Source organism: Aquincola tertiaricarbonis, from assembly GCF_023573145.1.
Taxonomy (GTDB): Bacteria; Pseudomonadota; Gammaproteobacteria; order Burkholderiales; family Burkholderiaceae_C; genus Aquincola; species Aquincola tertiaricarbonis_B.
Genome location: NZ_CP097635.1, coordinates 370,340 through 383,908, shown reverse-complemented (window position 1 = coordinate 383,908; position 13,569 = coordinate 370,340). Strand labels below are relative to the sequence as shown.

At 67.8% G+C, this 13,569-nt stretch carries 12 protein-coding genes; 7 read left to right on the top strand and 5 right to left on the bottom strand.

Features of this window, described 5'->3' with window-relative positions:
- Positions 1 to 4: 4 nt before the first annotated feature.
- From MW290_RS01735 to MW290_RS01725, 3 genes are read right to left on the bottom strand one after another with little or no spacing between them, the layout of a single operon-like run.
- Positions 5 to 1,738: a site-specific integrase gene (locus MW290_RS01735; RefSeq protein ID WP_054018384.1), complete on the bottom strand. Its 1,734-nt coding sequence runs from the start codon at positions 1,736 to 1,738 to the stop codon at positions 5 to 7.
- Positions 1,735 to 2,925: a tyrosine-type recombinase/integrase gene (locus tag MW290_RS01730; protein WP_054018383.1), complete on the bottom strand. Its 1,191-nt coding sequence runs from the start codon at positions 2,923 to 2,925 to the stop codon at positions 1,735 to 1,737. The genes MW290_RS01735 and MW290_RS01730 overlap by 4 nt, the downstream gene beginning before the upstream one ends.
- 6 nt (positions 2,926 to 2,931) lie before the next feature.
- Complete coding sequence (locus MW290_RS01725; protein ID WP_250195616.1) at positions 2,932 to 3,201, bottom strand: hypothetical protein; 270 nt, start codon at positions 3,199 to 3,201, stop codon at positions 2,932 to 2,934.
- Positions 3,202 to 3,407: 206 nt separating this feature from the next.
- Here MW290_RS01725 and MW290_RS01720 point away from each other — a divergent pair, with 206 nt between their 5' ends.
- The gene (locus MW290_RS01720; RefSeq protein WP_250195615.1) at positions 3,408 to 5,951 is read left to right on the top strand and encodes an SMC family protein; all 2,544 of its coding nucleotides are present in this window, start codon (positions 3,408 to 3,410) and stop codon (positions 5,949 to 5,951) included.
- Positions 5,952 to 6,309: 358 nt separating this feature from the next.
- Here the strand turns inward: MW290_RS01720 and MW290_RS01715 are convergent, their stop codons facing one another.
- A complete protein-coding gene (locus tag MW290_RS01715; protein WP_133611279.1) occupies positions 6,310 to 7,242 on the bottom strand; it encodes a LysR family transcriptional regulator in 933 nt (310 codons plus the stop codon).
- 145 nt (positions 7,243 to 7,387) lie between these two features.
- On the opposite strand from MW290_RS01715, the gene MW290_RS01710 reads away from it, so the two are divergent.
- From MW290_RS01710 to MW290_RS01695, 4 genes are all read left to right on the top strand, one after another.
- Positions 7,388 to 7,654 carry a hypothetical protein gene (locus MW290_RS01710; protein ID WP_133611280.1) on the top strand — a complete coding sequence of 89 codons (267 nt, stop codon included), beginning with the start codon at positions 7,388 to 7,390 and terminating at the stop codon, positions 7,652 to 7,654.
- Between the two features lie 62 nt (positions 7,655 to 7,716).
- Positions 7,717 to 8,784 carry a YeiH family putative sulfate export transporter gene (locus MW290_RS01705; RefSeq protein WP_130966547.1) on the top strand — a complete coding sequence of 356 codons (1,068 nt, stop codon included), beginning with the start codon at positions 7,717 to 7,719 and terminating at the stop codon, positions 8,782 to 8,784.
- 99 nt (positions 8,785 to 8,883) lie between these two features.
- Positions 8,884 to 9,927: a beta-propeller fold lactonase family protein gene (locus MW290_RS01700; protein WP_133611281.1), complete on the top strand. Its 1,044-nt coding sequence runs from the start codon at positions 8,884 to 8,886 to the stop codon at positions 9,925 to 9,927.
- Positions 9,928 to 10,027: 100 nt separating this feature from the next.
- Complete coding sequence (locus MW290_RS01695) at positions 10,028 to 10,999, top strand: MBL fold metallo-hydrolase (RefSeq protein WP_133611096.1); 972 nt, start codon at positions 10,028 to 10,030, stop codon at positions 10,997 to 10,999.
- Here the strand turns inward: MW290_RS01695 and MW290_RS01690 are convergent.
- Positions 10,981 to 11,430, bottom strand: coding sequence for a hypothetical protein (locus MW290_RS01690; RefSeq protein ID WP_133611095.1), 450 nt, complete (start codon positions 11,428 to 11,430; stop codon positions 10,981 to 10,983). The genes MW290_RS01695 and MW290_RS01690 overlap by 19 nt on opposite strands.
- 181 nt (positions 11,431 to 11,611) lie before the next feature.
- Here MW290_RS01690 and MW290_RS01685 point away from each other — a divergent pair, with 181 nt between their 5' ends.
- Complete coding sequence (locus MW290_RS01685; RefSeq protein WP_133611094.1) at positions 11,612 to 12,076, top strand: nuclear transport factor 2 family protein; 465 nt, start codon at positions 11,612 to 11,614, stop codon at positions 12,074 to 12,076.
- A 162-nt stretch (positions 12,077 to 12,238) separates the two neighbouring features.
- Complete coding sequence (locus tag MW290_RS01680; protein WP_250195614.1) at positions 12,239 to 13,489, top strand: hypothetical protein; 1,251 nt, start codon at positions 12,239 to 12,241, stop codon at positions 13,487 to 13,489.
- Positions 13,490 to 13,569 lie beyond the last annotated feature (80 nt).

Sequence of the window (13,569 nt, the reverse complement as noted above, 5' to 3'; positions counted from 1 at the left end):
AGCCTCAACGCAGCTCCGGCAATGGCGGCAGGAGTGACCGCTGCGCTTCACCGGCCGCAAGGTCGTTCGCACCGAAGCGAGGGAGGATGTCTTCCTCGAGAATGCGCAGCGGCGGAGCGTAGACGGCCTCCCACCGCGCCGGGTGCAGCACCACAGCGGCCGCGCGCAAGTGATCGCGTGCCTGGAGCAGTCGGGCAATGGTGGCAGGGTCGCAGGGGATGATCGCGTTGGGGCAGGTGAAGCAGCCCATGAAGTGCGTGCAGAGCTCGCCGCTCCTCGATCCGGGCGCGGTGCCTGAGAGCGGATCCTTGCAGTCGAAGCCGAACATCGTGACCGCCGGCCCGCGCGGGGATGACGGCTTGGACGATACCGTCGGCAGGCTTGGAGGCAACGGCGTCTCGACGTGCCGCAGGAAGGCGCCCTGAAGATCCGCGATGCGCGAGCGATTGCGGGCGTGCACCAAGGGAGTCTGTACGTAGTGGACGGTCGTGGCGACGTTCACGTGGTTGGCGACGGCCTTGGTGCGCAACAGGTCGCCGCTGAAGCGATAGAAGCAGGCCAGCACGCTTGGACGAATGAGCGCGGGCGCGAATGGCGGCAGGCCGTGGCGCCTGCAGAACGGTCCGAGCCGGTGATGGACCGTGATGATCGACAGGGCGTTGACCGTGACGTGGCCCTTGAAGACGAACAGCCGATTGCGCTGCGCGACCGGCGCAAGAGGCACCAGCCGCGCGTTCCAGGCCTGGAGGTCCCTGACGAGTGCCGGCGGCTCGAAGGCCTGTGTGCTGTCGAAGGTCCGGCGCTGGATGCGCGATGCGCGCGCCTTGAACCAAACGAGCAGTTCGCGGTCGTCGAGCAGGGGCAGCGGCTGAAGGCAGTCGCGCGTGAGATCGGCGATGGCCTCCGGGTTGCCGGCGGTATGGATCAGGATGGCCAGGTAGTAGGGCAGCAGCGTCTCCGCTCGGGGGTACAGGTAGAGACCCAGCTGCTTGGCACCGCCGTATCGACGCACGGCTTGCTGGAGCCAGAAGTTGCCCTTGTGCTCGATGGTGTAGCGATCGGGAATGATGCCGCCGTAGCGTTCTTCGATCTGCGTGAGTACCCAGCCGAGCGTGCCAGGCTTGTCGCCTTCGGACACGCGCAGCCTGGCGGCCGACTCGCGAGCTGCGCGCATCGCGGCGATGTCCTCTTCGCAGGCACGCAGGATGGCGCGCAGTTGCTGCGGCGACAACGTTGCGCGCGGCGGCCTGTCGCGGCCCTTGCCGGGAAACGGGATGAAGGGGTAGTCGATGCTGCCGACGAGGTCGGGGCGACACCGCTCGAGCCATCGCAGCAGTTGGCGCAAGCACGAGTAGATCGACGCTCGGGTGGAGATCGCCCACGGTTCACCGTCGGGGCGTCGCTGCATGTTGAGCCACTCGATGTAGCGCACGACCGTCGTTCGATTCAGATCCGCAACCGACCTGACGGCGCCGGACTCGGCGGCGAACCGCTCGAAGACCAGCATCGAATTCCAGTAGGAGATGATGCCGCGGCTCGAGCGGGCTCCGACGTGGGCCCAGAACGCTTGGGCGATTGCGGCGCGCGCGTCCTCGGGCAGATTCAACGAAGAGAAGTCGACGACTGTCTTGCGAATCAGGCGAGGGGCATCGTGGCGCACCGGCCGCTGGACTTCGGCCGGAGCGGCAGCCAACTCGGAGGTGAACCGCCGCACAGCGACTTCGTGCCGGGAGGTCATGGTTCCTGCGCCCCCGACAGCAGCGTGTCCAGGACGCGCTTGAGCACGCAGGCATCGACGGCGATGGCGCGCAGGTACCGGTCCGTGGTCTCGACGTGCTCGTGGCCGAGCAGGATCTTGACGACGACCAGCGGGTTGACGTTGGCGCCCTCGTTGGCCAGATGTTCGAGCCGTGCCAGCAGCATGCATGCGAAGGTCGCGCGAAGCAGATGCGTGGTCGCCTTGAAACCGCAAGCCTGTCCGGCCGAACTGACGGCGCGCTGGTAGGCGTTCTTGCCAGCCGGGGCGCCGCGGGCGTTGATGAACAGTGGTGAGGTGTCAGTCGTTCGTCCGTTGCGGCGTGCGCGGCGAAGCCAGGCACGACGGAGCCCGGAACGATATCCGTTGGTCTCGTCGACCAGGCTCGCAGGTGCGACGACGTAGCCGGGCTTGCGGCCCTTGCGCAGAATCTCGATGGTGTGGTGAGAGGCGGCCGGGGGAGGTTGCTCGCCGATGTCGGTGACGCTGAGGCGCAGCAGTTCGCTGACCCGCAGGCCGGTGCACAGCTGCCAGCGCGCCATCAGGTCGTACGGTGGGGAGAGCGTTGCGAGCAACTCGCGGGCCTGCTCGGAGACGAGCGGCCGAGGCAGCGGTTCGTGCTGCCGCAGTACGAACAGGTTGCGGGCCCCGTCCGGTGCATACCGCATGCGAGTCGAACGGTGACGTCTCGCGACGCCGAAGTCACCAGCCTTGTCTGCCAGTGGCGACTCGCTCAGCCAGTGCGTCCGGACAGCCCAGGCATAGAACCTGAGGACGCCGCGGACTCGATGGTTGATCGTCGTGGTGCAGTAGGGGCGGCCCGTATGAGAGCTCGGCTGCGTCATCATGCGGTTGCGATAGGCGACCAGGTCGACGGCGTCCGCGCTGTTCCACGCGATATCGTTCTGCTCGAGCGTCTCGAACCAGTCGTAGAGGATCTCGGCGTAGGTTCGGAGCGTGTCCGGGGTGTGCGCGCGCTGGATCGAGTGCTCGTGCAGATAGGCGACTGCCGGTTCGATCAGTTGCCAGTGCTTGGTGAAGAGAAGCGGGAACCCGGCGGGACGCGGCTCGCGAAGCGAAAGCGTCAACGCCTTCGCTGCCATCGGCGCCAAGCGCGTGGCAACGTCGGCGGGATTCGGCAATGAGGCCTTGCGAAGGATCGTCACCATCGCGATCTACCTCGCGGTCAGATGCTTGACAGCCTCGACGAACGACATGTCGAGCAGGTGCATCGCCAAGTCGATGGCGCCGCCACCGCCGGCGCGAGCGCGCGTGTCGTACCACTTGACGCCGGTGGTCAGGATCTCGAACTCACCGCGCGCGGTACTGGCATGCCAGCGCAGGCTGTGCTCGGCCTTGAGCGGCTGGTACGTGGGGTCGGGCTTGACGTGATCGGCCAGCAGCGCGAGCGCGTCGCTGGCCGGCATCTGGCGAAGCCGTGTCAACGTCGAGGCACTGAACGATCTGCGTGATCGGCGCGCAACCATGCCGCGAACCCCTTCATGGGAGTTGCTGAAAACGCGGGACGCGCCGGGCTACTCGCCTCTGAAAGAGGCTGGGGCTGCTCGGGCTGTGGTCACTTTAGGCAGTGATGGCTCAGGAGGCAATCGCGTTGACACGCGCGAATGCAACCTAACATCCCTACCTGACCATGCCGTCGCGGGCGGCGCAGGCCGGGCCGGGCGGATTCTCGTACTACGACCAGGTCTGTCTGCCCGAGAACGAGAAGGATCTGCACTGGGCGCACGCCGGGCGCTGCTACCGCTCGCAGGTGGTCATCCGAATGAACGGTCGAACCGCGAGCCGCCGCAGGACCGAGGCCTACCTGCTGACGCTGGATGACGCCGGAACGTGGTCTCCCGCCGCGCTGCCCGATGGCACCGTCTCCGATGGCAAGGTCGAGACCTATGCGCGATGCGTCGAGGCCATCTGCGGGCCAGCGGAGACCTTCTTCACGTCGGTCTTCTCGGCCCAGGGCAAGCGGCAGCTCAGCACCTACCGCAACGGCGAGATCAAGGCCCTGCTGGCCGATCTGCTGGGGCAGGAGGACATCCGCGCGCTCGGTCAGAAGGCGGGCGAGACGGCGCGGCAGCTGAAGGCGGCGCTGGCGGCGTTGCGCGCTGAAGCGACCGCGTTCGATGCCGAGCGCCAGCGGTTGGAGGATGACGCCCGTCGATGGCAGGGCGCGGATGAGAGGGTCAAGGCGGCGCAAGCCAGCCGGCAGGCGGCCCATGAACAACGGGAGGCTGCGCGAACGCACGAGGCGTCGTTGATGGCCCTGCAGGAGCAGGCCAAGGCTGCCGAGAGCCGGCGAGCGCAGTTGGTGGAGGAACTGGCGGGCGCCCGTGCCCAGGGTGATCGCACCCTGCAGGACCTGCGCACGCAGGACCGGGAGGCAACGGAGCAACTCGCACGGCTCGACGGTCGTGTGGCGCAGCGTGTCGCGCAGGCCAGGGCGCAGCGCGAACGACTGGAGGCCCGCATCCGGTCCCTGCAGCGGGCGCTGGCGGACCAGGGCGCGGTCGCTCGAGCCGGCCGCCGTCTGCCGCTGGCGACAGAGGTGGTGCGTCGCCGCGAGGACCGCGTGCTGGCGCTTCGCGATGCCGTCCAGGACCTTGCGCGTCGTCGCGATGCTGTCGCAGGGATCGGGCAGCGGCTGGCATCGCTCGAGCGCGAGGCGGGCCAGGCCGCGCTCCAGGCGGAAGACCTGAGCCGCCGCCTGGCCCTGAGCAACCGCGTGCCCTGCAGCGGCATGCCCATGCAGGGTCAATGCACCCTTTTGTCGGACGCACGCGAAGCGACCGCGCTGGCGCCGAGCGCCCTGCAGCGGATTCGTCAACTCGCTGCGGAGCGGGACAGTCTTCGGCTTGAACTGCAGGCCCAGCAAGAGGCGGTGAGCCTCAACGTTGGCGCACCGCAGAGCCTGAGCCGAGCCGAGTGCCAGTCGAGGCGAGCCCTGGCCCGTCAGACGGCCTATGCCGCCTTGGCTGCGCGCGGGGCGGAGATAGGCCAGGCGCGCGCGGGTCTTGTCGAAGCGGAGGTCGAACTCGCCGCTCTTCCTCGAACTCAAGACCCGTCGGCCGGGGCGGACATCGCGATCGACACCGACTCCGAGGCTGCTGAGCGCCAGCAGATCATCGCCAGCCGCATGCGCGTTGCCGAGCGAGTCTCGCTGCTGGAAGCTCAGACCCAGGCGGCCATCCAGCGACTCCAGACCGCGATCGATGCACTGCCGTCACCGCCGGATGCTGCGCGGCTCGTACAGGCCCGGGCCCAGGTGGAGCGCTGGCAGGGTGTTCTCGAAGAGGCGGAGCGCGCGCATCTGGCCGCTGTCCGCGACGCGCAGGCGCTTGCCGCCCTGTCGACCCAGATGGAGGAGCATGGCCGGAGGCGCGACGCAGCCGCAGCCCGCACGGCACGGGTGGAGCAGGAACTCGCCAACTGGCTGCTGTTCACCCGCTGCATGGGCAACGATGGCCTGATCGCGCTGGCCATTGACGATGCGGGCCCGACGTTGTCAGGCCTGGTGAACGATCTGCTGCTGGCCTGCTATGGCCCGCGCTTCACGGTGGCCATCGAGACCCTGCAGGAGACGGCCAAGGGCGAGCAGCGCGAGGGCTTCGACATCCGCGTCTACGACGCGGAGTCGGGCGAGGCCAAGAGCGTCACGGCGATGAGCGGCGGCGAGAGGGTCTGGATCTCATGCCGATCACGGCATGAGATCCACTATGCCGAGAACCCGGACATGCCGAGTCCGCGATCCGGCCGGCGTCCCCGCCCCTGCAACTGCGCCGCAGGTGCCTGCGAAGCGATGCGGCATAACACGTCGGGATTCGGGACGATGAGCCCAGACGCGCGCGGCGGCAAGAGCCTCAGCCTGATGAGCGGCGGTGAGCGAACTTTCATCGACGCCTGCCTGACGCGCGCGGTCGCCCTGTACTTGGCCCAGAACACCGGACGGCGATTCGACACGCTGTTCTCCGACGAGGCCGATGGGCCGTTGGACCCAGAACACAAGCGCATGTTCATGGCCATGAAGCGCGAAGTCCTTCAGCTCGGCGGCTACCGGCAGGAGTTCTTCATCACCCAGACCCCGCACCTCGCAACGATGGCCGATGCAATCATCGACCTCGACGCCATGCAGGTCGATGCGCTTCGGGACGTTGCACTCGTCGCTGAAGAAGCCAGGATGTAGAGCGAGCGGATCACGATCGCGGCGCGGGGTTCCTGATCGAATGGAAGGGTCGTTCGGTCGACACACCGCAAACGTCGGCACGTACCGCGTACCGCATTGGGCGCGATATCGACTCTACGAGGCGAACGTGCGCGATGTGCGCACAGGTGCCGTTCAACCGCGAGGGCTGTGCGTCTGTGGACGGCCAGCAGCCGTTGGGTGGTGCGTCCGGAAGCGGACGTCGATTACCCAGACCAGCTCATTGCATCAAAGCTCCGATCAATGGGCAGGTGGGCGGAGCGGGCGTCGGCGCCTAGCTGAAGGGTAATCGCGTGTCGCCGAGGGCTGAACCTTCGACATGCGAAGCGGGGCCGGGACGTTAGCGGGCAGCCCCAGTGGTCGCATCTGCCTGGGCGATGAACGCCAGCAACGCGGGCGTCGACTGCTTCTCACGATGCACAACCAGATGACATTGCCGAAGCTGCCGCGGCAATGTCGTGGAGACGCGGCACAGACGTCCAGCTTCCAGCGCATCGTTCACTACCCAGGCGGACAGGCAAGCCACCCCCAACCCTTCCTGAGCGGCACGCTGGATGGCCTCCGAACTGCCTAGCTCGATGCTGCGCCGGTAAGAACGCAGGTGGGGCAGCAAGCTCTGGTCGGTGGCCTCGCGCGTGCCAGAGCCCGTTTCGCGAACCAGCCAGACCGCCTCACGCAGCGTGCGCAGGGGAATGCGATCGCCCGCCCGGCTTGACTGGGCCAGCGCACTGTCGGGCGCAGCCACGACCACCATCTCGTCTTGCAGCCAGGGGGTGACCACCAGCTCCGGCTGGTGGCTGGGCCCCTCGATCAGCCCCACGTCGAGTTCGAAAGCGGTCACGGCATCGCAGATGGCGGCGGTGTTCCCGATAACGACCTTCGACCGCCAGGCGGCGGCGCTGCCGGGCTGCTGTGCCCCCATGAAGCCAGCGAGCAGCTTGGGCAACACGTAGTTGCCAATCGTCGTGCTGGCGCCGATGCGCAGCGACTGCGCCTGCGCGCTGCCGTCGCGCGACATCTGCTCGATGCCTGCGGCGCCGTCGAGCAAAGCCAAAGCCCGCGGCAACAGCGCGCGGCCGTTGTCGTTCAACAGCAGGCGTTTGCCGGCGCGGTCGAACAGGCGCAGCGACAGCAGGCGTTCCAGCTCGTTGACGGCCGAACTGGTGGCCGATTGCGACAGCGCTATCTCAGCGCTGGCCGCCGTGGTGCTGCCGCTGCGCGCCACGGCGACAAAAATCTGCAGCTGACGCAGGGTGAGTCGAAGCACGTCCACGGTGATTGCCTTTGTTATCGATTTCGCAGGTACATCTTAGTCATACAACCCGTTGGACGGGTTGATTGCCAAGCTCTAAATTTGCCTGGCCGCTCGATCACGGGGCGGCGGCCTGCCGCGCCACCACCGGCATCTGGAGCCCGACATGCTGACCCTTGAACGAACAACCCCACGCCCCGCAGCACCCGGCCCGCTGGCCCCACAGGCGCTGCATGCCCTTCAATGGGTTGCTGCCCGGCGGCCAGTGGCGGGCTTCATGGGGCCGACCCGCGACGTGGCCCATGCCGTCTCGACCACCTTGGCCGCCGACAGCAGCATCGACCCGCAGGTGCTGCGCTGGATGCCGGTCGCAGTGCCGCTGGCGGCCGTGCTGCTGTGCGCCGGCATCGCCTTGATCTGGGTGCTGGCGTGATGCACGCGCTGTCGACCTCACAAGCCAGCCCTGGCCCGTCAGCCGGCCACCGGGCAGCGCGGTTGCGCTTGCAGTTGGCAGCCCTGCTGCCCGGCCTGGCCTTGAGCGGCGCCCTGGCCGCGACCGGCATCGCGCTGGGCCACATCGGCTGGCTGCAGGACCACGGCTTCAGTGCGCTGACGCTGGCCATCGTGTTGGGCATGCTGGTGGGCAACACGGTCTATCCGCTGGTGCCGCGCTTGGCCGCGGCCAGCGGTGCCGGCGTCAACGTGTCCAAGCAGAACCTGCTGCGCCTGGGGGTCGTGCTGTACGGCCTGCGGCTGACGGTGCAGGACATCGGCCACGTCGGCATCGCCGGCGTCGCCATCGACGCGCTGGTGCTGGGCTCGACCTTCGCGCTGGCCTGCTTCATCGGCACGCGCTGGTTGGGCCTGGACCGCAAGACGGCGATGCTGATCGGCGCCGGCAGCTCCATCTGCGGCGCCGCCGCGGTGATGGCTGCCGAACCGGTGGTCAAGGCGCGCGCCGAGCAGGTAACGGTGGCGGTGGCCACGGTGGTGGTGTTCGGCACGCTGGCGATCTTTCTGTACCCGGCGCTGTTCGAGCTGAACCAGCACTGGGCGCTGATTCCGGGTGGCGCCAACGGCTTCGGCATCTATGCCGGCTCGACCATCCACGAGGTGGCCCAGGTGGTGGCCGCGGCGCGTTCGGTGGGCCCGGACGCGGCCAACTCGGCCGTCATCGCGAAGATGGTGCGGGTGATGATGCTGGCGCCGTTCCTGGTGATGTTGTCGGCCTGGCTGGCACGTGACGACAAACGCCACGCCCACACTTCCGCCGCCACGGGCCAGGCCCCAGGCAAGCTCGCCGTGCCCTGGTTCGCCTTCGGCTTCGTCGCGGTGGTGTTGTTCAACTCGCTGCAGTGGCTGCCGGCCTCGGTGGTGGCGGTGACCACCGAGATCGACACCGCGCTGCTGGCCATGGCCATGGCCGCACTCGGCCTGTCCACGCACATCGGCGCCATCCGCAAGGCCGGTGCCAAGCCGCTGTTGCTGGCGCTGATCCTGTTCGGCTGGCTCATCGTCGGCGGTGCCTTGATCAACCGCTGGGTACCGGCCCTGCTCGGCTGAAGCCTCGAATTCACGGCCCGACGGAATAAACCACGGGCTCTCCTCGTCCACCACAGCAAGCCTTTCCCTCTTTTCTCAACACTCTCCGAAAGACATCCCATGAATACCTTCTTCCGCACCACCGCGCTGGCCTTGTGCAGCACCTTCGTCCTCGTCGCCGCCAGCGTGCCCGCCAACGCCGCCAACGCCGCCGAAGCCACCCCGGCCCGCGTCACCTTCGACGGCCAGATCCGCAACAACTCGCTGGCGCTGAGCCCCGACGAGGCCACCGCCGTGGTGTCTTACAGCGAGCGCCCGGACGTCATCGTCTACGACCTGGCCACCGGTGCCGTGCGCGGTGTGCTGCGCGGCTACGTCACGCCGCGCAACATCGTGTTCGCGCCCGACGGCAAGAGCTTCTATGTCTCCGACAGCAGCCTGGGCACGGTGACGCGCCTGGACACCACCACGCTCAAGCCGCTGGCCACCGCGTCGACGCTGGCGGCCGGCCCCGGCGCCTTCGGCACCGCGCTCAGCAAGGACGGCAGCGCGCTGTACGTCAACAACCAGGCCAGCAGCACCGTGACGCGACTGGACACCGCCAGCGGGCAGGCCAAGGCGGTGATCACCGGCTTTGCGCAGCCGCGCCAGGGCGTGCGCCTGAGCCCGGACGGCGCGAAGCTCTACGTCACCAACTTCCTGGGCGACAAGGTGACCATCGTCGACACGCAGACCGACAAGATCGAGGGCGAGATCACCGGCTTCAACAAGATCCGCGCCATCTCCGTCACCGCCGACGGCAAGACCCTGTTTGCGGCCAACAGCGGCAGCAACGACATCGCGGTGGTGGACATCGCCGCGCGCCGCGTCACCGGCACCGTGCCGGTGGGCCGCGACCCCTACGGCGCCGCGCTCACGCCCGACGGCCGCTTCGTCTACTCGGGCAACTTGGCCGACAACACGGTGTCGGTGATCGACGTGGCCACGTTGAAGGTGGTCGCCACCATCGCCGGCTTCAAGCAGCCGCGCCAGGCCATCGTGTTCACGCGCGACGGCAAGACGGCCTACGTGCTGAACGAGGACCTGAGCATCTCCAAGGTCGAGCGTGCCGGGCAGCGAATCGTCGCCACGGTGGCCGCTGCGCAGGCGGTGGCGGCGTACTGAAAACCGGGAACTGTCAGAGAACCGGCGCACCGCACGACCGAGCCGGGGGCTTGCCGCTTCCGGTTCGCCCTGTTGTCCTCCCGCCCGCACAAAGGATCGAATGAAAACTCTTGCCAACCCTGGCCGGCGCCAACTGGCTTCGATCTGTCTGGCCTTTTGCACGCTGCCCGCCGCATTCGCCGCCCAGGCCCAGACGGCCGCCCCGCCGGCGCTGGAACTGGTGGTGCTGGGCTCGGGCGGCCCGGGTGCCACCGGCCGTGCGGGTTCGGCCTATGCCGTGTTGGTGGATGGCGTGGCGCGTGTCTTCGTCGACGCCGGCCCGGGATCTTTCGTGCGCCTGGGTGAAGCCAAGCTGGCGCTGGGTCGGGCCGACATCGTGCTGCTGACGCACCTTCATGTGGACCATGCCGGTGGACTGCCAGGCCTCTTCAAGGCCCGTGCGGTGTCCAACCGCGGGCCGGTCGATTTCAAGATCTTCGGGCCGGCAGGGCGGCGTGCGCTCGATGCCGACGATGCCGACTTCCCGGCCACCAGCCGCTTCATCGACCTCTTGTTCGGCAAGCAGGGCGCCTTCGGCTACCTGAAGGACTTCTCGGCGCCGCTGCGCTTTCAAGTGAACGACATCGACGCACCCGCCACGGCGTCAGCCCTGCCCGAAGTGCACACGGTGTTCGATGAGGGCGGCCTGCGCATCAGCGCCGTGGCCGGCCACCACCGCGACGCACCGGCAGTGGTCTACCGCATCGACCACGCCGGCAAGAGCATCACCTTCAGCGGCGACATCGACGCCAGCGGGCTGGCGGGTCTGCGGCGAATCGCCCAAGGCACCAGCCTGCTGGTCTTCAACAGCGTGGTGCTCGACCCACCCGGCTCGCCCGACGTGCTGTACACCTTGCACACGCCACCCAAGGCCATCGGCGAAGTGGCCGATGCGGTGCGCGCCGGCCAGCTGCTGCTGAGCCACCTGTCACCTGCGCTCGACGCGCAGCGTGATGCCGTCAAGGCGTCGATTGCCGCGCACTACGCCGGCGGGGTGGTGTTTGCGCAAGACGGTCAGCGGCTGGCGCCCTGAGGCGCGCAGCCGCCGGCGATAGTGCCGGTACCAGCCCCCAGTTCGACGCCCGTGCCCACCGACCCCACGAAGGTGATCACGCGAGCCATGCCGTCGGGCCGCAGGAACACGGCGGCGTCGAACTTCATGCGCTGGCCGCCCGATGGGCTGCCGCTCACGAAACCTTCGGTGCCGACACCGCGGTCCAGGCCCCGCAAGTAGAAGGCGCCCGCCGTGGTGCCGAGGGCGTCGGCAAAGGTGCCCGAGAAGCTGAAGGTGTCGCTGGCCGGGTCGTAGCCGGCGAACGCGCTCGCCACATCCACGTCGCCGTTCTGCGGACCGATGTACGTGGGCAGTAGGTCGCCAATGGGGTCGGTGATGCCTTGCGCCAGCGCACCGGTCGCGGCGGTGAACAAGCTGGCCAGCAGCAGGAAGGTCAGGGTTCGCTTCATCGGAGCAATTGGTGGAGCGTGTCGGGCGGGTCAACTGCCGATGGCGTGACAGAAAAAGTTTTTGCGTGGACCGGAATAGACCGCCTGCCGGCGCCGTCTGCCCTTGTGTCGGGACCTCATGGACCCTTCATCCACCACCGACCACCCCTCACTTCACATCAAGCCTTCAACGGAGCCCTCCATGTTCAAGACATTCGCCTTTGCCGCCACCGCCCTGACGCTTGCCGCTGGCAGCGCCTTCGCCGCCCCTTCCGACGACGCCCGCACGCACTTCCAGGCCATCGCTTCGGGCGACACCCAGATCGTGATGCGCGCCTACGCCGACCAGGCCCAGCTGAACTGGGTCGGCGGCCCGCTGGACGGCACCTACGCCACCACCGACGCCATCCGCGGCACCTGGGAAAAGTTCGGCAAGGCCGTCGGCCCGCTGAAGCTCACCATCGGCTCCATCGAAGAATCGGCCAACCCCAAGGGCTCGACGGTCTCCGCCAACGTCGTCTTCGAAGGCAAGCAGCCGATCAAGGTGCGTTACGTGCTGACCTACCGCGAAGGCAAGATCGTCAGCGAAACGTGGCAGATCGACCCCAAGCTGAACGTCGCCCTGGCAGCCACGGCCGAAACCGCCGGCAAGACCGCGACCTACTGATCCACCAGCGCCGCGCCGCACCGGGCCAGACCGGGGGCGGTGCGCACCTGCGTCGTTCGGGTTCATTCCCCGCAGTTGACAACGGAATACCCGCAAGCGCCCGTGCGTCTACCCGTTTGCAGTGGTCGAGCCACTGCTCACCCATCCCCCCAGGAGTTCCCCATGCGACACCCGCTTTCCAAATTTTCGGCTGTGCTGATGCACGCTGCTCTCGCGGCCGCGGCAGGCCTTGCTTCACTGCCCGGCCACGCCGCAGACGGCGCTGAATCCCTGACCTACACCAACATCACCAAGATACGCGACGGCATGGGCGCACGCGGCGACCTCGCACCGATCGCACGCATCGTCTCGCCGCTGGCGGATTCGCAGATCGTGCCGGGCGAAGGCCGCATTGGCGCAGGCAGCGTGAATGGCACCGGCTTCGTGTTGAACATCGAGGTCGTCACGCGCGACGCGACACCGATCGCCGCGAAAGAGTCGCTCAACATCAGAAACACCGCGCTGCTCGGCCAGATCAACCCGAACATTCCGGGCCTCTATGTCTTCCTCGACACCGACCTCGTCAAGCCCGACGGTGGCGTGATCCCGAAGAACACCAACCTGGCGAACCTCTTCAACATCCTGGGCACTGACGACACGCCGGGCGCGGGCGTGACGCTGTGGCTGGGCTGGCACGTGCTTGAATCGCTGCCGCTCGACACGAGCCGCTTCAACATCACCACCGCCGTGGTCGACACCGCCGGTCGGATCGGATTCGACCGGGTCTCGATGGCGGTGCTGCGCGGCGGTATCACATCGGGGCAGGCACTGACGCCCCTTCCGATCGATGTGTTCGATGACGGCATCGACGACGCGGACGGACCGGAGGTGACGATGATCGCGCCCCGCGTGCCGTCGCGTGTGTCACCTGGGCCGCAAACCGGCAATCCGACGCCGCCTGCGAATGCCTCGCTGTTCTTCATTCAAGTGGCGGCGCTGGACCGCTCGCGTCACGGCATCGGCGTCAGCGAAAACGGCCAAGGCACGGCGGCCCGCTCGGTGTTGGGAACCATCCTGGATGGCAGCCAAATCCAGAACCCGATCACGCACCCCAGCAACGGCACGAACCGCAATTACCCGGGTCTGAACGTGACCTTCGACGTGCCCTTGCGTCAGCCCAACGGCAACGTGGTGCCGGCGGGCTCGAACCTGGCGCCGATCTTCAACGTTGCCGGCAGCGAGCTGGACGCTGACGGCTATGTCGTGACGACGGCCGATTGGGTGGTGGGCGGATCGCTCCTGATGCCTGCGGGCAAGCGCTCGGTCACGATCACTGCCCGGGTCACCGACAACGCCAATCGCACCCGCAGCGTCAGCCACGTCGTGGGCATCAGCCCGGTCGAGAACGGCCAAAACCTGACGCCCGCACCCTGAGAACGAGGCCGCGCGGCTCCGACCATGGAGCCGCGCTGGACGCACAGGGCAGCGGCAGCCCGCCACCCTGCACAACCAAC